Origin of the sequence: Taibaiella lutea (assembly GCF_008629695.1) — a bacterium.
Taxonomy (GTDB): domain Bacteria; phylum Bacteroidota; class Bacteroidia; order Chitinophagales; family Chitinophagaceae; genus Taibaiella; species Taibaiella lutea.
On record NZ_VWSH01000003.1, the window covers coordinates 61901 to 86207 of the forward strand.

The window sequence follows — 24307 nt, forward strand, 5'->3', positions numbered from 1 at the left end:
TATAATGAATAACGAATGGCCTTTATGGGAAATTTTCATCCGTAGCAAAACGGGTCTGGATCATAAACACGTAGGCAGCTTACATGCCGTTGATGCTGAAATGGCAATTGAAAATGCGCGCGATGTTTATACCCGCCGTATGGAAGGCGTAAGCATCTGGGCAGTGGAGAGCAAATACATCCATGCTTCCAATCCTGATGATGCGGGTGAATTGTATGATCCGGCTAATGATAAAGTTTATCGCCATCCTACTTTTTACGATTTACCTATTGAGTTAAAGCACATGTAATGTGATTTTGAACTTTCGCCCTGCGAAGCAAAATTTTTAATTTTTAATTACTGTCATGTCAACCAACAAACTAAAATATCTTTTACAGCTTGCCGACAATGCATTGATTTTAGGTCATCGTATTAGTGAATGGACCGGACACGGACCAGTACTGGAGCAGGATATAGCTATTACCAATACAGCTTTGGACCATTTGGGCCAGGCTCGTAGTTTGTATCAATACGCTGCTGAAACTTATAATCAGTTAAGCGAAAACGACAAGACTGATTTCTTTGCATCACCTGTTTTCTTAAATCATACACAGCCGGTTACAGAAGATACTTTAGCTTACCTGCGTGATGGCTGGGATTTCAGGAATGCGTTGCTTGTAGAGCAGCCTAATGGAGACTGGGCCTATACTATAGCACGTTCTTTCTTTTATGATCATTACAGTGTTTTATTATACACAGCTTTAAAAGACAGTTCAGATGCAACTATTGCAGCTGTTGCAGAAAAATCATTGAAGGAGGCTTTATACCACCACCGCTGGAGCAGTGAATGGGTCATCCGTTTAGGTGATGGTACAGAGGAAAGCAAAGCAAGAATGCAGGAAGCCATTGATGAAAGATGGGCTTTCAGCGGAGAGTTATTAACACCGTCTGAAGCAGACAACACAATGCTGAAAGCTGGCATAGGTATAGATTTGGATGCTTTAAAAGCAACATGGTTCACTAATGTGGAAGATATTTTATCGCAGGCAACTTTAAACATTCCTTCAAAAGAGGCATGGATGCATGAAGGTGGCAAAACCGGTACACACTCTGAACATTTAGGATATATTCTGGCTGAGATGCAGTACATGCAAAGAGCTTATCCGGGTATGGAATGGTAAGAGTAATGTTGGATTTTAGATTATTACTGAAAACTAACCACTATCAACTAACAACTCATTTTGAACTCTAAATTTTCATACTCTTTACTATTTTTTTTACTCCTGTTGGCACATGTTGCAGCAGGAGTTTATTTTAACGGATATTCGCCATGGTGGATACTTTGGTGCATCCTGGCGTATATTACTTTATTGGTTCTGGCAAGCATCAAAATTCAATGGAATTTTTATTTCAAATCATTGAACCTGTTGCCAATCCTCAAAATAACTTTTGAAAAAGGACAGCTACAGCTTGTTCAAAACCAAAAGCAAATTGCATTAACGTTTGATGACGGTCCGGCAGAACAAACCGAAGCTGTATTGGACATTTTAAAGAAGGAAAATATAAAAGCCACTTTCTTCTTAATAGGAAAAAATATTCAAGGCCGTGAAACTCTTGTACAGCGTATGTTTGACGAAGGCCATAGCATTGGCAACCACAGTTTTAATCATGGTTTTAATTTCGACTGGCAAAGCGCTTCGAGGATGACGGATGAATTAGTGCAGACCAATGAAGCTATTGAGAATATTACGAAACAGGAAGTAAAGTTATTTCGCCCGCCTTATGGAGTAACCAATCCTAATCTGGCAAAAGCTGTTACGAATACAGGATTGAAAAGTATTGGCTGGAGCCTGCGCAGCATGGATACTATTGCTAAAAGTGAAAGCGAATTATTGGAGAAGATTTTGAAACAGGTAAAAGCAAGAGATATTATTTTACTGCATGACCGCTGCGCTGTTACTGCCGCTATCCTACCCGATTTGATTAAAGAATTAAAGAAACGTAATTACAGTTTCGCAAGTTTATAAGTTTACAATTTCCAAAATTGTCAGACCATACTGAAAAACAATAAGGCTGCGCAATTGCGCAGCCTTATATTTAATATCTAACATCTGATGTCTGATATCTAAAAAGAATTATCCTTCTCTGTTTTCTTCAGGTTTGCTTTCCGGACGCGGACGACGTTCGCCATCATTGCGGGCAGGACGTTCACGACGTTCGCCGCGATCTCCGCCACGTTCAGGACGCTCTGTACGTTCCGGCTGTTCAACATAACCTTCAGGCTTTTCCATCAACACCTTGCGGCTTAAACGGAATTTGCCGGTTTTAGGATCAAGGCCAACCAATTTAATTTTGATATTATCGCCTTCATTCAAAACACCGTCAAGATTATCAAGACGTTTCCAGCTTACTTCTGAAATGTGCAATAAACCTTGTTTACCCGGCATAAATTCAACAAACGCACCATAAGGCATTACAGATTTTACAACAGAATCATAAGTCTCTCCGATTTCAGGAACGGCAACAATACCTTTGATCCAGCGCATTGCTTTTGCAAGGTCATCGCCATTGCTGGAGAATACTTTTACAACGCCTGTTTCACCGACTTCTTCAATAGAAATCTGAGTATTTGTTTCGCGTTGAATTTCTTGAATGATTTTACCACCCGGTCCGATAACCGCACCAATAAACTCACGATCAATAATCAATTGCTCGATACGTGGTGTTTGCGGTTTCAGTTCAGCGCGAGGTGCATCAATGCATTGGTACATGGCATCGAGGATATGTAAGCGGCCTGCTTTTGCCTGAGATAATGCACTGCGCATTACATCCATGCTCAAACCATCTACTTTAATATCCATTTGGATGCCGCAGATACCATCGCGTGTACCTGTAACTTTAAAGTCCATATCACCTAAGTGATCTTCATCGCCAAGGATATCGGTCAATACGGCCCATTTGCCATCTGATGCACGGCTGATAAGACCCATAGCCACACCACCAACGTGTTTAGGATAAGGTACACCTGCATCCATCAATGCCAATGAACCCGCGCAAACCGTTGCCATTGAAGACGAACCGTTAGATTCCAGAATGTCTGAAACCACGCGCACGGTATATGGATAATCTTTAGGCATCATCATCTCCAGAGAGCGTTTTGCCAGGTTACCATGCCCTACTTCACGACGACCGGGACCACGTTGTGGTTTTACTTCGCCGGTAGAATACGGAGGGAAATTATAATGCAGGTAAAATTTCTGATAATTGGAAGTACCTGCAGTTTCAATCAGCATTTCGTCATCTTTTGTACCTAAAGTAGCAGTAGATAAAGATTGTGTTTCACCGCGGGTAAATAAAGCAGAGCCGTGTGGAGAAGGCAAAATATCTGTTTCCATTTCCAATGGACGAACTTCATCCAGCTTACGGCCATCCAGGCGGCGGCTTTCGTCCAGAATCATATTACGCACTGTGTAATATTGCAAATCCTCAAAATAACGTTTAGCAACTGCTAAATCTTCAGGCAATGTAGTTTCCGGATCAAAAGCAGCTACTACTTCATCTTTCAAGGCTTTATATGCATCGCTGCGTTCATGTTTTGCAGTACCGCCACGGGAAATTTCCGTCATGCGGGCAGCAGCTATGCTTTCCACTTTGCTTTTCACTTCTTCATTTTCATAGAAAGGAGTTACATCTCTTTTAGTTGCAACGCCTACTTTTGCACGCAGCTCTTCCTGTGCTTTTACCTGCACGCGGATAGCAGCGTGTGCTTTTTCAATAGCAATGATTAAATCTTCTTCCTGACACTCTTTCGCATCACCTTCCACCATCATAATATTCTTATCGGTAGCGGCAATGATAAAATCCATATCAGCATCGGCCAACTTACTGGTAGTCGGGTTTACTAAATATTCACCGTTTACGCGGCTAACACGTACCTCTGAAATGATTTCCTGAATAGGAACTTCTGAAACAGCCAAAGCAGCAGAAGCGGCAAGGCATGCGAACGCATCAGGTTGCACTTCAGGGTCGTATGAGATTAAGTTTACGATTACCTGAACTTCACATAAATAAGATTCAGGGAAAAGCGGGCGAAGCGCACGGTCAATCAGACGGGAGATTAGAACTTCATAATCGCTGATGCGACCTTCGCGTTTAAAGAAAGAGCCTGGGATACGGCCTGCCGAAGCAAATTTTTCCTGGTAGTCAACGGTCAAAGGGAAAAAAGACTGACCGGGTTTGGGTTCTTTGGTGGCTACTACAGTGGCCATTATTACGGCTTTACCGCATTTGACGGTTACGGCTCCGTCTGCCTGACGGGCCATTTTACCCGTTTCGATTGTAACTTCACGACCATCGTCCAGTTTGAACGATACGGAAATTGGATTCAGCATCATATTTGCTTGTTTTGTGTTGTCATCTTGGGGCTTTGTTTCAGCTATGTTTGTCCTCTTGCCCCGAGTGTAAAAGGACTGTTTATATTTTTTATACTATTATTATTATAGTTGCACTTTTTTAATGGCGTGTGAATTCCACAAAAAAATCAGCCATGTAATTTATTGAAAAATTACGAAGGCGTTGCAAAAGTCGCTTTTATTGTGTGAATGGCAAAAATTAGCGAGAATTATTATTTAATCATTGTTATTGGATCGTGAATTTTATGCCTTCTCCGTTCAAAGGTTTTAAATAATAAGTACCCGAAATAAAATTGCGCATGTCCAGTCGTTCATTTTTCTGCACAATGCGTATTCTTTTAATCAATTTGCCGTTGAGATTATAAATAGCGCAATCTATCGGTTTTATAAATTGATTTACCGTAATATTTAAAAAGCCTTTTGCCGGATTCGGATATATACTGAAAAACGGAGTATCTATATTAAGTTCCTGAAATCCAACTGAACTGAAATTGATATTTATTGAGTCGCGTGAGGAACATCCAAATCCGTTCGATACTGTAACACTATATAATCCGGGATCATTCACTGCAATGGTCTGAGTTGTTCCCATTGTGTTCCATAGATACACTGCTCCTGCATTTCCTGCGTCTAAGATGATAGTTTCTCCGATTTGAAGTGTCGTATCGTTACCGAGTTGCACAACAGGTGAAGCGTTGACAATAATATTTATAGTATCAGAAGAGGAACCGAGTGCATTTGTGACCGTGACAAAATAAGTGCCTGAAGTAGTTACATTTATGGTTTGGGTCGTGTCGCCGGTGCTCCATATATATTCACTTATCTGGTTTTGAGCATCAAGTGTTATGGGCTGCTGGCTGCAGATCGTTGTGTCGTTCCCAAGATCTGCAATCGGGGCGCTTTCAAATTCATAAGCTCCCATATCTACTGTATTACCAAAAATCCTGCTGACACCCGCTAAGTCCATATTAATTCCTTGTGGTAGAAAGGCGTTATGGCCCGAATTAATACAAGGGCTTGCAGTAGCTAACTTAAAGTTGGCGGCTGATGTATCAACGAATAAAGGGTTTGTATTTCCTGCTATATTGTGGTTGGAGCTATCTGCGGGTGTTCCCTGAATCAGGGAATATCTTGTTTGTGCGGAGCCGGAAACACCTCCATCATTTCCCCATATTATCGAGTTATTAATAACAGCATTAGAGGAAGCATTAAAAATGGTTGGCGTATTACCACCGGCAAAAGAAAAGTTGCCAAAAAAAGTACAATTGTTAATTACCGGGTCAGATGTCACATTATAGATTGCCGTAGCATTACCAAGAGCATAAATGAAGTTTTGATAAAAAAGAGAGTTAGTAATAGATAGGGAGCAGTTGTCGGTATTATATATTGCTGCGCCCTGATCTGCCCTGTTTCCTATAAATGTACAGTTGACAATTTGTGGGGAAGAGCCGCTAACGTTAATTATTGCACCCCCTACATTCTCAATAAAGAAACAGTTAATGATTTTTGGAGAAGAGTTGATATTATAAATTCCACCCGCATAATAGGTATTACTGAAGTTTTGTAGAAAAGTACAGTTCCTGATGGTTGGCGATGCGTTTTCATTATGCATTGCCCCCGCAGCATCGAAATTCATGTAATCATCATATGCTATCGTAACGCCGTCTAAAACTGCTGTGGAATCCAATGCAGTTGTATTGTCAATGACGCAGTTATGTTCGGAACGGCCATTAAGCCTTGTGATATTTTGTTGCCAATTGCGTTGACTCAATTGTGTTTCATCTCCGGCAAAACCCCCATAAACAGCCACATTGTTTTTGAGGCTATAAGCCCAATAAGGATGATCAAGCTCATAAAGGCCTTTTGCTACCCATATAGTGTCGCCCGGGGAAGAGATCAGCAAAGGGTAGAATAGATTATTGTAACCTGTGTTCCAGGTGAGCCCATCCGCATTTGCAATTGTATTTGTATCTCTGACATGCCAGATTGTGGCGTGTGTTTCAAAGAATGATAGAAGAAGTGTAATTAAGATGATGATGGTTTTATGGGCCATATTTAGGTTTTTGTTTAGTCAAAGTGTATCCGGAGTATAAGCCTAATGAACAAAATATAGATTTAGGATAAAATACAATGCTATTTTAAAGAAAATCTTTTCGTTTCAGGTGTCGAATGAACTGATGTTCATTTCAATATCATAAATAATTTGCCCTGATTCGGGATGAAGCTATATTTATAACCTGGTACTTTAGTTAATATTAAAGAGGCCATTCTTCAGGAATGGCCTCTTCGTATAATGTTTGATCTGCAAATTATTTGCCTAAAAAGTTGATGAACACTTTAAGGCCAACCATTGAAGTTGCTGAACCTGAAGTAGTGATGCCAGTATAATGAGCAATTACATCAACCATACCGTCTCCAAAAGAGTATCCTATTTGCGGGCTATAAGCAAAACCTCCGCCTGCTCCTTCTGCAGTAACTTTAGCATATCCGATTCCTGCACCTACCATAAAGCCGGAATTATGATAACGGGCACCAACTAATGCAGGAATTATGCCTGTTGCATCTCCCTTAATAGAAATACCACCAAAATCGTATGATTTTGCAAAGTACTGGCTATAACCAGCCTGTACAAAACCTGCAATATTATCGGTAATACCATAAGAAGCCTGAACTTCACCACCGACACCGAAAGAATAGAAATCTCCGAAATCTCCGAGAGGCAATGCGGCAACAGGGCCAACACCTAATTTAAATCCACCTTTTTCCTGTGCGTTAGTTGCAGCTGCAAATGATGTCAATGCGATAGCTGTTAATAAAATGATCTTTTTCATGTTTTCTGATTTTTTGTTAAGAATTATCAAACGCAATAATATATAATCAACGGAACATAGCAAACGGACGTATTGGAAAAATTATGTTAATGTCTTGAATGCTTTTATAACAGATTAGTTTATAATTATTTAAAAGAACAAAGAAATCAGATAAAAGAAATAAAAACTAACGGTTAAATGATGCCCGGATGCTGATTTAAAATCATTCCATATCATTTAATAAACACAAAAAACCATTCCCGAAACTTACGATCCGGGAATGGCTTTTATATTGTAAAACTACAAGATTGTAATTATTTACGAAGACCTAATTTAGCAATCAGCTCACGGTAACCTTGAAGGTTAGTGCGGCTCAGGTAAGTTAACAAGCGTTTACGTTGTCCTACCATTTTAATCAAACCTAAGTTAGAAGAATGGTCTTTCTTGTTGCCGTTTTTAATATGAGCAGAAATATGAAGGATACGCTCAGTTAACAAAGCGATTTGAGCCTCAATAGAACCTGTATTTTTTTCAGATCCACCGTAGGTTTTGAAAATATTTGCTTTCTTAGCGTCGATTGTTGCGTTAGCCATTATTGTATTAATTAATTGTATTTATTTTATTGTACCTCACAAATTCGGAGCGCAAAGGTAAAACCTTTTAATGAAATTCCAAAAATAAATTTCCAATTTCCAAATTTGAATTTCTGTCACAAGGACTCTTCTTATCCTTTCGATAATGCATTCAACACATCATATTGGGTAAGGATATGATAATCGCCGCTATCATCTTTAGCCAATACTGCATTGTTTTCTTTGCTTAAATAAGAAGTCAGCCTTTCAATCGGCGTATTCATTTCTACCATCGGTATAGATGCTTCTATTACGCTTTCAATGGTTTGCTCCTTTACATTAATATCCTGCATTAGTTTTTTGAACAACCCATGTTGCGAAACTGCGCCTGTCATCTCACCGCCTTTCATTACCGGAATCTGTTCAATATCATATTTCTGCATCAATTCCATTGCTTTTGCAACAGTTTCATTTGATTCAATGGTAACCAATCTTCTTCTGCCTAATCCGCCAATTAAATCCTGAACGGTATGCACATCCAGGAAACCACGATCCAGCATCCATTCGTCATTATAAACTTTACCGACATAGCGGCTGCCATGATCATGAAAAATAACGACAACCAAATCGTCTTTTTTCAATTTGCTTTTCAGTTGTTTTAGGCCAGACAATGCCGAACCCGCACTATAACCCACAAATATGCCTTCTTCTTTGGCAATGCGGCGGGCCATTACAGCGCCATCTTTATCCGTTACTTTTTCAAAATAATCAATACAATCCCTGTCATAATTTTCAGGAAGGAAATCTTCTCCGATACCTTCTGTAATATATGGATGTACTTCCTTCATGTCCAGTTCGCCGGTATTGAACCATTTGGTCAATAAAGAGCCATAGCTGTCAATAGCCCACACCTGAATATCAGGATTCTTTTCTTTTAAATATTTACCTGTCCCCGTAATTGTTCCACCCGTTCCTGTTGCTACAACAAGGTGTGTTACTTTCCCTTCTGTTTGCTCCCATATTTCAGGGCCTGTTTGCTCATAATGCGCCAGGCGGTTTGCAAGGTTATCATATTGATTTACATACCAGCTATTAGGCACTTCCGTTGCCAGCCTTTTTGAAACGGAATAATAAGATTTAGGATCTTCCGGCTCTACATTGGTCGGACAGATAATTACTTCAGCACCTAAAGCTTTAAGAATATCCGCTTTTTCTTTTGATTGCTTATCTGTAGTAGTAAAAATGCAGCGATAGCCTTTTTGAATGGCGGCCAAAGCCAGACCCATGCCTGTATTGCCCGATGTACCTTCAATAATGGTGCCGCCCGGTTTTATTTTACCTTCTTTTTCAGCTACTTCCAACATCTTTAAAGCCATACGGTCTTTGATAGAGTTGCCGGGATTGAAAAATTCCACTTTAGCATAAACAGGACAAGGCAAGTCTGCTGCAACTTTATTCAATTTTATCAAAGGTGTGTTACCAATGGTCTGAAGTATATTGTCGTACACTTTTTTATCAGGTGTCATGAATCGTTTATTGTTTTTTGAGCGGCAAAGTTAATAAATTTAAATAGCTATGTACCGCCACAATATCACAGCCCCAAATTAATTGGATATCATTGTGTAGTTTTGCAACCGCAACAATTGTTGACTTTGCAGCGAAAAATGTATTGAAACTTATGGAAAAACCAATTATCGGCATTACAACCGGCGATTTGAATGGTGTAGGCCTGGAGCTTATTATCAAGATATTTTCAGACAACAGAATGCTGGATATATGCACGCCTGTTATATTTGCATCCAATAAGGCTATTAATTACTATCGCCGGATTGTAACGGAACATCAGTTCAATTTTGCCAGTACCAAAAGTTTTGACGCATTAAATCCCAAACAGGTTAATGTCTTTAATTGCTGGGAAGAAGAAGTTGCTATTACACCGGGCGAGTTAACTGCCGAAGGTGGGAAATATGCCGTACGCTCTCTGATGGTTGCGGCTCAATGCCTGAAAGACGGACAGATTGACGCTATCGTAACGGCACCCATCCATAAAAAAAATACACAGACGCCTGATTTCAATTATACGGGACATACACCTTTCTTCAAAGAGAAATTTGAAGCTAAAGATGTGGTGATGCTTTTATATAATGGTGATTTCAGGGTTGGATTGGTCACAGAACATATTCCGGTTGCAGATGTGGCGAAAACCATAACGCCTGAATTGATTATTCAAAAAACACAAATACTGAAAGAAGCGCTGGTAAAAGATTTCGGGATTTCAAAACCTAAAATTGCCGTTCTTGGCCTGAATCCACATGCCGGCGATGAAGGTTTGATTGGCCAGGAGGAAATTACCATCATTCAGCCAGCTATTCAATCTTTACAAAATGCGGGTGTATTGGCTTTCGGGCCTTTTAGTGCCGATGGTTTTTTTGCCCATCATCATTACAAGCAATTTGATGCAGTTATTGCCATGTACCATGATCAGGGATTGATTCCTTTTAAATCGTTGAACAATGGCGAAGGCGTAAACTATACCTGCGGTTTGTCTGTAGTGCGTACTTCGCCTGACCACGGCACTGCTTTTGATATTGCAGGAAAAAATCTGGCTTCGCCCGATTCCATGCGTGAAGCAGTATATCAAGCCATCGATATTCTGAAGCAAAGAGCTGAATATGCGGAATATACTGCCAATCCTTTGCAAAGACAAAGACTGCAGAAAGAAAGATAATTCAGGAAATTTCTGTGCCACAAGTAAAAAGTTCCAAAATTCAAATCCTAAAATTCACAATCGGATATTAGATACAAGTAGGTACTGACATCTGATGTCTAATATCTTTCCTGTTATGGAAATAAATAACGCCAGCTATGTTATCAGTAGCGCAAAAGTAGAACAATGTCCGCCGCCGGATAAGCCGGAATATGCATTCATTGGTCGGTCTAATGTAGGTAAGTCGTCACTGATAAATATGATAACTAATAATGCCAAACTTGCCAAAGTCTCCAAGACACCGGGTAAAACAACACTTATCAATCATTTCTTGATTAATGGTGAGCGCAATGCTGATACCCCCTGGTATATGGTCGATTTGCCGGGGTATGGTTATGCCAAGCGTTCGCAGACACAACGTGTGCAATGGCAAAAAATGCTGGAAGCATACTTTCGTACAAGAGAAAACCTGCAGACTGTATTTGTATTGATCGACAGCCGCATCAGTCCGCAGCAGATAGATCTTGACTTTCTGGTTTCTTTGGGGGAATGGGGCATTCCGTTTAATATGATATTCACTAAAGCCGATAAGAATACCCAAAGCGAAACGGCTAAAAACGTAAAGAATTTTGTGAGCAGAATGAAAGAGCAATGGGAATATATCCCACGTTATTTCGTCACATCCGCTGTTAAAGCTTTGGGACGAAAAGATTTGCTCAGCTATATTGATGAAGTAAATCTCAATTTCAATCCGGACGAACCCAGAATATTTTTATAGATAAAAGCGTATTTATTATTTTTCTTTCTTCCATAGCGTCTTGCTATGGAAGTTTTTTTTTGTTCTCTTTTGCATCTGTTACTTCTTTCTCCAAAATGATTTGGTAAATCGATGGCGCAAGTAAAATCTAATTATTACTTATAATATAGATGATTACATGCTTTTTTTCAGGGAAACTACCAGTTGTTGTTGTTCTATTTCAATTTTGGCACGATAATTGATATAATTAGCTTTAACTGGCTACTGAAAGGAAATATGCTCAGTTTATATGTAGTGCATTTTATGGATTTAAATCAGTTATAGGTAAGATATACTTATTGAACAATGCACATTTTAATGATATCTCAAATCAAAATTATGAAAAACAATATTTTAAAATTAGCTCTATTAGCTCTGTTGCCTTTTTATGGCAATGTTTATGCACAAAGTAACAATTTAGGAGTAGGTACATCATTGCCTGGATCTAAACTTACCGTAAACGGATCTTTGGCTGCTGCTTATCAATCTGTTACTGCGAATGCATACAGTGTTTCTGAAAACGATTTTTATATAATCTGGAATGGTTCGGCAGCCGGGACAGCAACTTTACCCGCCTCTACAACGGGCATAGACAGAAAGGGGCGTCTATATTTTTTCAAGAATAACTCCGGCACTTATACACTAACAATCGCTGCTGCAGGGACGGAACTGATTGACAATGGGGGAACAATTACAATCTTGCCTGGCGAAACAGCCTTATTGGTAAAAACAAGCACGAATACTGCTGCAGGTACTACCTATGAAGTAGCTCAAGTAACTAAAAATAAGGTGAACTACATTTATAGTGTTTCTTCTTCTACATCTGAAACGCATGCTCAGGGTGTAATTGTTACACAGAATTATTCGACTTTGGATTTAAGTACAAATGGCGGTGCGGACTTTAATCTTACAAACGATACATGGACTTGCCCCCAAACAGGATATTACAAAATTGAAGCTTCTGAGACAGGTTCAATAACAGGATCAAATCTTTCTGTATCCGTCGCCTTGTTCGTTTATAAAAATGGCACATCGACAAGAAGTTCGTTCTATAATCTCGTCAATTTTGCCACCGCCGGTAGCAATACCAGCAAAGGTGATATCAATACTGTACTTTATTTAACGAAGAATGACCAGATTTTCGTCAGGAAAGTTATGTGTAATGGCTGTGGTGCCACAAATATGAGTTCGGTTTTCCGTCAAATGATTATTACGGGTCTGTAACTGCCATCATCAATGATAAATACAACTAATCCTGATTTCAATAATACAAGTATAAACAGTCTGTTATTTGTTTGATAACTGCAATGCAAACAGGTCTAAGCGGTTTTCAAATCCAATTTCAGGACTTTCAAAGTGATGTCATGAAACTTAAATTCTTAATTCAGTTAATCCTCGTTGCCGGATGTACTCCCGTTTATGCACAATGGCATAATGATACTATTGTTGTTAACAGTGGCGGACTGGTAAGCGATTGGTCTGTTCAAACATGGAATGCGGCAAATGGGAACTATAGCACGGTTGGTAGTGCAGGAGGGCCCGGCAGTTATGGTGTTTTTGAACATTACGGGCAAAGTGGAAATAATAACAATAGTGCCTTCAGAAACGATGGAATATACAATGCGGCTGTAAATGGAAGAGACTATTTTAAAGGTCCCGGCAATAACCCCGGCCAACAGAGTATAGGAGGTTCAGTCGCCCCGGTTTTTGGTGAGCTGTTCCTGGAAAACGGAACGGGGCAGCCTTTTGATATCAGCAATGCCAATGGGGCTGATATTGCAGGAAGTGCAAGTTTTGCCAATGGAGTAACAACAACAGTTCGTGGTACAGCATCAACCGGAGCCCTGCGCTTCCGGGACAATGCCATTTACATAAACACGGCTGCCGGAGATGCCCAGTATGTTAATGGTTACGTTACAAAATCGGGTGATGATGCTTTTACCTTCCCCGTCGGAGCACAAGATGGCACTGATTTAAGAACCTTACAAATCAGTGCACCGACATCGATAAACAATACGCTGTCTGTGGCGTATTGGAATGGAAGCGCTGATTCAGGGCTCGACCCAACAACAGTTGGTACTCAAAGCCTCTCTTCTCTTAATCCTTCAGGTATTACAGGTATAGATAAGCTTGCCACAGTTTCTCCGATTTGTTTTTGGGATTGGGTTGCAACAAGCGGTACATCTCCGTTGACCGTCACCGTATCCATACCTTCGTTTTCCGGGAACGGTGGTTACGCAAGTGCTGCCGACATGCGGCTTGCAGGTTGGAACCTGCATACATTGCAATGGGATAATCTTAGCGGTAGTAATGGTGCTACAGGAAACCTTGAAGGCAGTACAATTACAGGAAATATTATTGATATGAGTAACTACGGGGCGATTGCAATAGGCAATGTGCTTTCGTTTCCACTTGCTGTTGATATATTATCATTTAGCGGACACATGGATAGCGAATGTTCAGCACACCTCCACTGGACAACAGCAGCAGAAACCGATATTCAGGCATTTGCGGTCCGATATAGCCCCAATGGTAAAGATTACAAGGATATTGCGGGAATGGATGTCAGCAACTTCACAGCTCCGAACGATTATAACTATACAATGCCGGAGGTGCCTGCCGGCAAAGCCATATTTGGGATAAAGACATTATATAAAGACGGTAATGCCGTTTATTATCAGAAAGAATTGTATCTGAATAGCAGTTGCAAACTGCAAGACTATTTGAAAATCACCCCTAATCCGACACAGAACAATATCATGATCAGCGGATTCAAAGGGAAAAGTGATGTCAGTCTATTTGATATAATGGGTCGCAGGTTATACAATGTCCAAACCGAAGAAAGCGCATTGCAGATAAATATGGAAAATTATCCTTGTGGTATTTATATGGTAAATGTAAGAGATGATAATTTTGGCACGAAATGTGAAAAAATAATCAAGCAATAAAAATCTAAATATCCGGATTGTCTGAAAAAATAAGCTTCACCTCATCATCAATTCTTGAGGTGAAGCTTGTTTTTGAAATAAATAAAATCGAATTACTATCAATCCTCAATGCCCGCCGGGAATATAGCGGCAATTAATATTATTTCCTGCGAATTCCTTTCTCTATTTCTCTTCTTTAAGGCTTCCTTTTGAGAATCTACCAAATATTAGATTCTTCATTTTTTCTTATTCCTATGGTAATAATTTAATCCATCCGGCTAAAATCAGAAACAATCAGATTAAGGATTTGCAGCTCTCAAAGTTCATCAAAAAGGCATTTAATTTATATTTCAATAAATTAAATGCCTTTTTAATTTCGAGAATGACTTACAAATATACTGTTGGTTTAATTCTTATTTAAACGTTTTGATGATAATGTAAAAGATATTATGATTTTTTAAGTGAAAATCATTAAGACTTTAACTTCTTCTTCAATTGTGGCATGATAATTGCAATAGTATAATTATTACTAAGCATTATCATTTTTCGAAAGGTGAATTTAGTAAAGTACTAAGAATACTATATGCAATTAGCTGATTTGATAAAATTTTGGCACGGTTTTTGAACAACTGTTAAGAAACACAAAATATCTGCACTTTTTATAGTATGAATTAATTAAAAAAATACAACATGAAAATTAAACAAATGCACCAAAAAAACATGGTCAAAAAATTTAAAGTAATCTTTACGCTTCTGGCTTTTTTGCCTTTTGCGGCATTGGCACAAAACTGTAATTACAATATTAACTACGGTTGTTGGTTTACACAGCAAACAAGTATTTCCAGCCTTGCATGGAGTCCTGATGGCAACAAGCTGGCCTTTTCTCATGGAGGCACATTCTGTAGCAATACATCAGACAATCTGGTTCTGAATATGGGGCCTGGTATTGTTTCTGTAAACACTACATTGACTAAAAATTATTCTGCCAGTAGCCTGGAGATATTTGGACCGACAGGTGGCCTTTTTTCAGGCTCCTATTATGTAAAACCATCAGGTACTGCAGTTTCTTCGACCCTCGGTTATGCTTACAGAGGCTCCACTGTAGCATCTGTCGATAAGGATACCGTTGTATATGTTGCCTATACGGGCAATGGATCAGGGGGTGCAACCAGCTTTTTGTGCTATGCAAATGTAAGTGATCCTGAAAACCCTGTTTTTACCAAAATAACGCCGCCTGTGGGATCACCGCTTAACAATAGCGTAGTAACTACACTTGCTAATGGTGAAGCTATCGCAACTGCCGGTAATCGTATCTATTTTGCCCAAACGGACGGCAATGTAAATAACCCGACGGTAATTAAATGTGTTGATTTTGCCGGAAATACTTGTCCTAACTGGAGCAATGTTAGTATTTCTACAGGTGAAGTTTATGATATGGGCATCAGGCCGACAGATGGCAAGATTTTCATTCGTGGTAACCTGAAAACCGGTCAGCCTGCACAGCCCGGATTGGTGATCCTTAATCCCAATGGTACCCTGGCTACAGGTTTCAACCATACAGACCTGAGTCTTATCACAGCTTATCCGAATTATCTGAATGGCGGTGGTAAGTTTTTAGTACGCTTTGACAGCGATGGTAATATTTTCGCAAACATGCCTTTGGAAACCGGCGGTACGCATCATGGTATAGGCATGTACAAATTCGATCCCAATGGTAACCTGGATCTGGACTTTATGCGTAATGTAACAAATAGTTACATTTTCCCCGGAGCGACTAAAGCGTCTTATTTCGATGTGAATCAGGTAACCGGAGAATTGGCAATTGCGCTCTACAATGGCGGATTGGGCGACAACCACGCTCTCAATGGTGGCGAACATAAGCACACAAACAATGAAGCCTGGGAAACAGCTTTTCAAAGTATCGGCGGCGGCGATGGCGCTGCCACTACAGGCGCAAGAGCCAGTAGCGGATACGAAACCTTACACATCCTGTATAATAACGGGAAGCTGAAGGTGCAAGGCGAATCAACTGCAACCCAAACTGCAAACTGTGGTACTAAAACCCCTACAGTAGTTCCTAATAAAGATCCCGGAATCGGTACGATTCAATGTAGCGGTTTGTCCTTCATGGCAGCGCCTGTAGCCGGCACACCTTCTACATTGGTAGTAAAAATACCGGTTAATGTTACAACACCGGGCATATTCAAACCTGTTACCGTAAGCGGTTCCGGCATGAGCATGCAGGATCCTTACACCACCTTTACAACTAATACGGTTGGCATAAATGATTTTTACCTGACTTTGAAATATGATGGCTCAGCCTTGGGTATGTTCAGTGTATCAGTTGGAGGGGCCGGTTCCTGTACGGCAGATCTGACAGATCAAACTAAGAACAACCCTTCTATTATCAATATATGGACACCGGAAAATTGTACCTATAAAGTGATAGGCCCTGATTTGAAATAAGACATCCATTGTTCATTAACAAAACAACTAATCTGAAAATTATGAAAAACTCTAAAATATATTTGGGAGTTATAGGTTGGGTTTGCCTGTTGATACTGGGTATGTCTTCAGTAAAAGCACAAACATTCAATCTGAACACTATCGAACCGGACATTATTCCCGCCGGTTCCATACTGGAATGGCATAGCGCCGTGCCGGTAAGCACAGGCAATCTAATAACAAATGATACCGCTGTAAATCCCGGCATTTACTATGCCGTTTACAAAAAGGGAACCTGTTATAGCGCGCCTTCGCCATTTAAAATAGTAAAAACAGATTGCGGAAGTAATTTCACGAATCTGTATAAATCTGTAGATACCACAGACAAGCCTGCCGGTACTATTCTGACATTTCATACCATTAAGCCGGTAGATGTATCAAATTTATATTCAGGCAATGCTCACGTGGCGCCTGTCGGTACTTATTATGCCGCTTTTTACGATCCCGTAAAAGGTTGCTTTACTTTGGCTTCGCCTATCAGGGTGATACCTAATATAGCATGTAGCACGAATCCCGATTTTAATGTGACACATATCAATGTTCCCGTGAACGGAAATGTGCATACAAATGATAATGTACCTGCAGGGACCACCTATGGAACACCGGTAGCGGGCGGCAGTAACCCGAATACAAGTGTGCCGGTAATGAACCCTGACGGCACTTATACCTTTACTCCGACACAAACAGGCGTATATACTTTTTACGTTCCCGTATGTTCTGCGGATACTACTATTGGTTGTGTAAATGAAACATTGACCATAACAGTGACAAATCCTTATGGCAGCAATCCTCCGATTGTAAATCCCGACATTTCAGTTGTTGACAGTGGTAGTATAGTAACGATTCCTGTTTTGGACAATGATCAACCGGGCAATCCGGGTGGCCATTTCGGACCTCCGGTACCAAGTGATCCGCCGAACGGAACGGTAACTACAACTCCCGGAGGGGATATTGTGTATACTCCCGATCCCGGTTTTACAGGCGTAGATTCCTTTACTTATACGGTATGCGATACAACCGCAAATCCTGATTTATGTCGTAGCAGTACAGTAACGGTCAACGTGAATCCGGGGCCATCTCCCAACATTATCCTTGCAAGCGATGATTTTGTGAAAATCTCTATGAATACTATGGCGGCGGGCAATGTGACAAGCAATGATATGGATCCTAACGGAGACCCTATGAAGGTGACTGCCCAGAATATATATACAGCGAGTGTCGGCACTTTTGTGTTAGACACATCAGGTAATTACAGCTTCACACCTGACGAAGACTTTTTCGGTTCTGTGAACTTTCCTTATACCGTATGCGATACAGCAGGCCACTGCGCTACGGCAACATTGTACATACTGGTAGATCCGGTAAACACTTTGAACCCTGATTTTAATATTACCCATTTGAATACTCCTGTAAATGGTGATGTAAGCACTAATGATAATTCTGTATCAGGTACGCTATATGGCACCCCTATTGCAGGTACAGGGAACTCATCGACGGATGTCCCTCAGATGCAGACAAACGGCACCTATACATTTACACCAACGAATACGGGCGTGTATGTCTTTAATGTTCCGGTATGTCCTCCGGGTATGACCATTGATTGTCCTACGGAAACATTGACGATAACAGTAACGAATCCTTATACTCCCGGAGGCAGCAACCCTCCTGTTGTGAATCCTGATATTTCAGTGGTTGACAGCGGCAGCACGGTAACCATTCCGGTTCTGGACAACGACCAGCCCGGCAACCCCGGCGGTTCGTTCGGCCCACCGACGGTAACAGATCCTCCACATGGAACGGTAACTACGACTCCCGGCGGAGAAATTATTTATACACCCGATCCCGGCTTCACAGGAGTAGATACATTTACCTATACCGTATGTGACACAACAGTGGTTCCTTCATTATGCGGCACGACGACTGTTACGGTGAATGTAAATACTCCAGGAGCAGCAAATACTATATTGGCCAACGATGATTATGTCAATATCAAAATGAACACGACCGCAAACGGCAATGTGATGAGCAACGATATAGATCCTGACGGCGATCCTATTATGGTTACAACTCAGAATACTACTACTGCTGCAGGTACTTTTGTGGTAGATGCAACAGGTAACTACACCTTTACCCCTGCTGCCGGGACACATGGCCCTGTGCAGATACCTTATACCGTATGTGACACGGCAGGCAACTGCACTACAGCAACGCTGCATGTATTGATAGACCCCGTAAATACATTGGAGCCTGACTTTAACGTTACGAACATCAATACGCCTGTAAGCGGTAACTTATCTACGAATGATGAATTGGTAAGCGGTAGTACGTTCGGCACCCCTGTAGCGAATACAGGTAATCCCACTGCGGACTTGCCAACCTTAAACAGCAATGGCTCCTACAGCTTTACCCCGGATACGGCAGGTGTTTATACCTTCTATGTTCCGGTATGTGCACCAGGTCAGCCTGCACCATGCCCGACAGAAACGCTTACAATAACTGTGCTTAATCCATTTACTCCGGTATTCCCGCCGGTGGTGAACCCGGACAATGCAACAGGCAGGAGCGATTCTACCATAACAATCAATATAACCGGAAACGATGACCCTACCTCACCGGGAGGTTCATTCGGGACGCCGGGTATTACCACGCCTCCTTCAAACGGAACGGTTGTTGTAAATACAAACGGAACGGTGGATTATACGCCGACACCGGGCTTTACAGGCGTCGATTCGTTCACTTATACAATTTGCGATACAGTACCAACGCCGGACCAATGCGGTTCTGCAACGGTAACCGTAAATGTATTGCCGCCGAACGCCATCAACAGCGTTGCAGCAAATGACGACTACGCAAATACCTATGGTACGGTGCCTGCAACTGGTAATGTATTACTGAATGATAATGATCCCGAAGGTGGAACATTAACCGTAACATCTCAAAATGTTACAACACCACAGGGTACATTGACCTTATCCGACAACGGCCAATACACCTTTACACCCGCGGCAGGGTTTACAGGTACGACCAGCTTTACTTATACGGTATGCGATAACGGTACACCACAGGCATGTGACCAGGCTACCTTGCATATATTGGTAGATAAAGCGCCGGATTATACGCCGCTTGTTTTTGGCTCAAGCACGTTGTTTTCCAATAATGATACAATCAGAAATTTCATCGTGGCTATTTACAACGTGAATAACACCATTAATAAAGGGCCTGTAAAATTTAGGATGAGCCAGTCGCTTCCTAACAAGGAATTTATTATTGACCCTGCTATGGCCTCTATCAATTATAATGGTAATGCTATTGCGGTGAGTAATGCTGACTGGAACATAGTATTGAATGGAAGCTTTTATGAATTTACATTAAAGCCAAATGCAATCATTACTCCGAATGGAAGCAAGTATATTGGATTTACGGTAAAAGTACCGGATACTGCACCTTATAACCAGGTACAGCCTGTCACAGCAAATATTATATACCAAAGCGGTGGTGACAATAATTATTCAAATAACAATTACAGTATTACTATAACCAGAAATTAATAATCCAAAAAAAAGCATTAAAATGAAAAAGTTTTTAACAGTATTCCTTATTGGACTAATTGGTACAGGTGGCATTGCTTTCGCACAGCCGGGAGATTTCGCTATTGCTATAAGCACCATTCCTGCCACAACATCATTAAATCAATTTGTAACATATCAGGTTCAGATATTAAATTACGGACCGGGTACTTATCCTGTACGTAGCGTAATGGCGACTATCCAGGCACCCTCAAATGGCAAAATAGTTGGCTTTGATAATATTGCGGATACGGCCGACTGGGAGATTTACAGTTTGACCACTACCTCCAATCCCGGAGGCGGTGGCAATGTTGCAGTAATTGTCAATAAAGTAGCCATGACGGATGGTTATCAGAAATATCCCAATCTAAAAATGCAGGCTGTAGTTGTTGATGGCCCTAAAACACATATTGCCAATATTGGATATTATACAGATCCTTTAAATATTGATGGGCCTTTACCACCTAATAATGCTATTTATGGAAATAATGATGCCAACAATGATAACAGTCAGTCATCTTTAACCGTAACGATTCCGCTACCGTTGGATTTCACAGATATCAATGCGGTATGGAGCAGTAATGATGCGATAGTTAACTGGGATGTTGCAAGGGAAGTGAACAATGAGTATTTCAGTATCGAACGTTCCTTTGACGGCAAAACCTTTACACAGGTAGGTACGGTAAAAAGCATAGGCAACCACGAAGAAGCAGCGAAATACAATTATACAGACAAAGGCGCAAAAGAAAAGACAATGGATAAAGTTGGTTACAGGATAAAGCAAGTGGATTATAACGGAAAATCAACTACATCTAAAATTGTCTGGCTGATTAACAAGGGAGGAAAAAGCAACAGCGCCTATATCTACCCCAACCCGGTAAGAACCAACAATACCTTTGCATTTGTGTATGAAAACTATGAAGGGGGAAGCGGTGATTTGAACATCAACATCCTGGATGTACACGGCAAGCTTGTATATACCACTACCATGTCTGTCATTAAAGGTAAAAACGAAACAAGCATTAATATATCGGCACTGGCTGCGGGCGCTTACTTCGTGAAATATGATAATGCAGGCATGAACATTAACGGCACAATCAGATTAATCAAAGATTAAAATAAAGGAACAGCAACAAACAAGATGCCACCCCGGATTTCGGGGCGGCATCTTGTTTGTTGCTGCGACTTGCAGAAAAGAGACGCAATATTGCCATTACACTTCGGGAGTTGCAGGTCCATCACCTCCTTTCCCTTTTGAATGTCTTTTAGCGAGGATATCGGCATAATATTTGCGGCCATTATTCACCATGTCCAGCAATTTGACATAGAAATCGGTTTTCTTGCGCTTTGCCATAGCAAGTATGTCCTTTGCTACATCGTCGTACATCAGCTTCATATCTTTGCGCAGCAATTTTGTGTTAAATACTTCTTTGGTACCAAGTGCAGTGGAGCGTTTGTTGAACAGTTCATCGAAAGTGACGGCGGCCTGGCTCAGCCTTTGCAGCAGGACCGAAAGATTCAGTGTTCCGCGGGCAAAATCGCTTGTTTCCTTGTTCCATTCGTCCAGCAGCAGCTGTATGCTTTTGCTTTCCGCTTCATAATTTTCATTTTCAATACCGGTATACTTGCCCATGATAATTTTAGCCTTTGCATAAGCCGCTTGCTCCTCCTCAATATCACTGAATTCATATACCGAAATCATTTTGTTGAGGGCACTGATACGGTAGTCGCGTTGCTGATCGAGCACCAGCAATTGTGCCGATTGCTCCTGTGCTATGATTTGCTGTAAAGCCTTGTCGTACTCCACCGAGAGGGTGTTCAGTTTTTTTAACTGTAAATAAAGTTCCGGGTCTTCGGAAAGGTCCAGATTTAAAGAATCAATGTCATTAGACAAACGGACAATAAACTGGCCGAATTCTACATTATGCAGACGAGCATTGTCGAGAGCGTGTAATTTCATAAATAAGAGATTTTTTATCTCCAAATATACTATTTTATGCAAATCGAATCATATTTATTCAAAAATTTTCATACCGACAGGCTATAATTAAAATCCCCGAAGGTACTCTTGCCCGTCATCGGCTTCTTCTCATCGGAAAGGAAGTATTGTTGTTAACCATTTGGTTCTTCTCAACGGGAAGAAGATATTGTTCTTCCACATCGCATTTTTCTTATCTGGAAGGAGACATTGTTGTTCAATATTTGGCTTTTCTCATAAGGAAGAAATCGTTGTTGTTCAACATTTGGTTCTTTTCACAGGGAAGCGTGCATTGTTCTTCACCAACACCTTCTTCTGATTGAGAATAAGGTGTTGGCCTTTCACATTTGTTTCTTTGGGAAGATGCTATGGCATGTCGCTGTTTAGGACAGGATAGCATTATAACAATTGGCTTTTCCCAGGCACAATTTTACAATGCGCGTCTAACAGAAATGGCTGTCCGGATCCGGACAGCCATTTCTGTTATTTTATTATTTTAATGTTTTATTCCCACTCAATAGTTGCAGGAGGCTTGCTACTGATATCATATACCACACGGTTGATACCGCGGACATGATTGATAATATCGTTAGATACTTTTGCCAGAAATTCATAAGGCAGATGCGCCCAATCGGCCGTCATGCCATCTACAGATGTTACGGCTCTCAATGCAACTGTAAATTCATAGGTACGTTCATCGCCCATAACACCTACACTTTGTACGGGAAGCAGGATGGTACCGGCCTGCCATACTTTGTCGTAGTTTTCAGAATCGCGTAATGCCTGGATGTAGATATGATCTGCATCTTGCAACATCGCTACCTTTTCCGGTGTAATGGCACCCAAAATACGGATGGCTAAACCAGGGCCGGGGAAAGGATGGCGCTTTAAGAAGATATCATCCAGATGCAATTCCTTACCTGCGCGGCGCACTTCATCTTTGAATAAGAAACGCAATGGTTCTACCAGTTGCATATTCATTTTTTCAGGAAGACCTCCTACGTTATGATGCGATTTGATAGTAACAGACGGACCGTTAACAGAAACCGATTCAATAACATCGGGATAAATAGTGCCCTGACCCAGGAATTTTACATCTTTCAATTCAATCGCTTCTTCCTGGAAGATATCGATGAATAATTTTCCGATGATTTTACGCTTTCCTTCAGGGTCGCTTACTCCGGCAAGCTCATCGTAAAAACGTTGTTTGGCATCCACACCTTTTACATTCAGTCCGAGGTGTTTATAACCTTCCATCACCTGTTCAAACTCACCTTTACGAAGCAGGCCGTTATCTACGAATATGCAATATAAACGGTCGCCGATAGCACGATGAATAAGGGTTGCAGCAACAGTGGAGTCAACGCCTCCGCTTAATGCCATCACTACTTTTTCATTACCTACTTTTTCCTTGATGGCTGCGATGGATTCTTCAACAAAATGTGCAGGTGTAAAGCTTTGGCCGCAACCGCAAACATCTACTACAAAGTTTTTAAGAATCTGACGGCCGTCCGTACTATGCGTTACTTCCGGGTGGAACTGAATGCCGTATACGGGATTAGGATAATTATTTGCTTTATAAGCTGCTACAGGAATACTTGCTGTAGTCGCCAGTAATGTAAATGATTCGGGTAATTCTTTTACAGAATCACTATGGCTCATCCATACCTGCGTTTCGTCGGAAACAGTATTGAAAAGAACTCCTTTATCCTTGAAATGAAGATGTGCACGGCCAAATTCCCTGCTGTTGGACTTGGCTACTACTCCTCCGTTCTGCTGAGCAATCAATTGTGCGCCATAACAAACACCTAATACAGGAACCTCCTTTGCAAGCACTGCTATATCAGGCTTTGGAGCATGCGCTTCATTTACGGAATAGGGGCTTCCTGAAAGAATAATGCCTTTAATATCAGGTGTGATTTCCACTGGCTTCAGGCAAGGCACAATTTCGCAATAGATGTTCAGCTCCCTTACGCCACGAGCAATAAGCTGTGTGTATTGGGAACCAAAATCAAGGATAAGAATTTTCTCCGTCATTGTATTATTGGTAAAAAT

General features: G+C 40.9%; 17 protein-coding genes. 10 read left to right on the plus strand and 7 right to left on the minus strand.

Features of this window, described 5'->3' with window-relative positions; all coding sequences use genetic code 11:
• Nucleotides 1-4 precede the first annotated feature (4 nt).
• From paaB to F0919_RS11460, 3 genes are read left to right on the plus strand one after another with little or no spacing between them, the layout of a single operon-like run.
• On the plus strand, nucleotides 5-289 hold the full coding sequence (gene paaB / locus F0919_RS11450) for a 1,2-phenylacetyl-CoA epoxidase subunit PaaB (RefSeq protein WP_150032906.1): 285 nt from the start codon (nucleotides 5-7) through the stop codon (nucleotides 287-289).
• Nucleotides 290-344: 55 nt separating this feature from the next.
• Entirely contained in the window at nucleotides 345-1160 is an 816-nt protein-coding gene (paaC, locus tag F0919_RS11455) for a 1,2-phenylacetyl-CoA epoxidase subunit PaaC (protein WP_150032907.1), read from the plus strand.
• 60 nt (nucleotides 1161-1220) lie between these two features.
• Nucleotides 1221-2006, plus strand: coding sequence for a polysaccharide deacetylase family protein (locus tag F0919_RS11460; protein ID WP_190277359.1), 786 nt, complete (start codon nucleotides 1221-1223; stop codon nucleotides 2004-2006).
• Between the two features lie 108 nt (nucleotides 2007-2114).
• Here F0919_RS11460 and pnp read toward each other — a convergent pair whose 3' ends face one another.
• The 5 genes from pnp to F0919_RS11485 all read right to left on the minus strand — a co-directional run bounded on the left by pnp (nucleotide 2115) and on the right by F0919_RS11485 (nucleotide 9299).
• Nucleotides 2115-4373, minus strand: coding sequence for a polyribonucleotide nucleotidyltransferase (gene pnp, locus F0919_RS11465; RefSeq protein WP_216629418.1), 2259 nt, complete (start codon nucleotides 4371-4373; stop codon nucleotides 2115-2117).
• 244 nt (nucleotides 4374-4617) lie between these two features.
• Nucleotides 4618-6444 carry a T9SS type A sorting domain-containing protein gene (locus F0919_RS11470; RefSeq protein ID WP_150032909.1) on the minus strand — a complete coding sequence of 609 codons (1827 nt, stop codon included), beginning with the start codon at nucleotides 6442-6444 and terminating at the stop codon, nucleotides 4618-4620.
• 256 nt (nucleotides 6445-6700) lie between these two features.
• Complete coding sequence (locus F0919_RS11475; protein WP_150032910.1) at nucleotides 6701-7222, minus strand: hypothetical protein; 522 nt, start codon at nucleotides 7220-7222, stop codon at nucleotides 6701-6703.
• A gap of 293 nt (nucleotides 7223-7515) precedes the next feature.
• Complete coding sequence (gene rpsO, locus F0919_RS11480) at nucleotides 7516-7794, minus strand: 30S ribosomal protein S15 (protein ID WP_150032911.1); 279 nt, start codon at nucleotides 7792-7794, stop codon at nucleotides 7516-7518.
• Nucleotides 7795-7925: 131 nt separating this feature from the next.
• Nucleotides 7926-9299, minus strand: a complete 1374-nt coding sequence (locus F0919_RS11485) for a pyridoxal-phosphate dependent enzyme (RefSeq protein WP_150032912.1) — start codon at nucleotides 9297-9299, stop codon at nucleotides 7926-7928.
• A gap of 152 nt (nucleotides 9300-9451) precedes the next feature.
• Between F0919_RS11485 and pdxA the strand changes: the two genes are divergently transcribed.
• From pdxA to F0919_RS11520, 7 genes are all read left to right on the plus strand, one after another.
• Complete coding sequence (pdxA, locus tag F0919_RS11490; protein WP_150032913.1) at nucleotides 9452-10501, plus strand: 4-hydroxythreonine-4-phosphate dehydrogenase PdxA; 1050 nt, start codon at nucleotides 9452-9454, stop codon at nucleotides 10499-10501.
• 115 nt (nucleotides 10502-10616) lie between these two features.
• Entirely contained in the window at nucleotides 10617-11258 is a 642-nt protein-coding gene (gene yihA, locus F0919_RS11495; protein ID WP_150032914.1) for a ribosome biogenesis GTP-binding protein YihA/YsxC, read from the plus strand.
• Between the two features lie 357 nt (nucleotides 11259-11615).
• Nucleotides 11616-12500, plus strand: a complete 885-nt coding sequence (locus F0919_RS11500) for a hypothetical protein (RefSeq protein ID WP_150032915.1) — start codon at nucleotides 11616-11618, stop codon at nucleotides 12498-12500.
• Nucleotides 12501-12640: 140 nt separating this feature from the next.
• On the plus strand, nucleotides 12641-14224 hold the full coding sequence (locus F0919_RS11505) for a T9SS type A sorting domain-containing protein (RefSeq protein ID WP_190277360.1): 1584 nt from the start codon (nucleotides 12641-12643) through the stop codon (nucleotides 14222-14224).
• A 669-nt stretch (nucleotides 14225-14893) separates the two neighbouring features.
• Nucleotides 14894-16669: a ligand-binding sensor domain-containing protein gene (locus F0919_RS11510; protein WP_150032917.1), complete on the plus strand. Its 1776-nt coding sequence runs from the start codon at nucleotides 14894-14896 to the stop codon at nucleotides 16667-16669.
• 41 nt (nucleotides 16670-16710) lie between these two features.
• Nucleotides 16711-20256: an Ig-like domain-containing protein gene (locus tag F0919_RS11515; protein WP_150032918.1), complete on the plus strand. Its 3546-nt coding sequence runs from the start codon at nucleotides 16711-16713 to the stop codon at nucleotides 20254-20256.
• A gap of 22 nt (nucleotides 20257-20278) precedes the next feature.
• Nucleotides 20279-21391, plus strand: a complete 1113-nt coding sequence (locus F0919_RS11520) for a T9SS type A sorting domain-containing protein (protein ID WP_150032919.1) — start codon at nucleotides 20279-20281, stop codon at nucleotides 21389-21391.
• Between the two features lie 96 nt (nucleotides 21392-21487).
• Here F0919_RS11520 and F0919_RS11525 read toward each other — a convergent pair whose 3' ends face one another.
• Nucleotides 21488-22234: a DUF6261 family protein gene (locus tag F0919_RS11525; protein WP_150032920.1), complete on the minus strand. Its 747-nt coding sequence runs from the start codon at nucleotides 22232-22234 to the stop codon at nucleotides 21488-21490.
• A gap of 522 nt (nucleotides 22235-22756) precedes the next feature.
• Nucleotides 22757-24289: a glutamine-hydrolyzing GMP synthase gene (guaA, locus tag F0919_RS11530; RefSeq protein ID WP_150032921.1), complete on the minus strand. Its 1533-nt coding sequence runs from the start codon at nucleotides 24287-24289 to the stop codon at nucleotides 22757-22759.
• Nucleotides 24290-24307 lie beyond the last annotated feature (18 nt).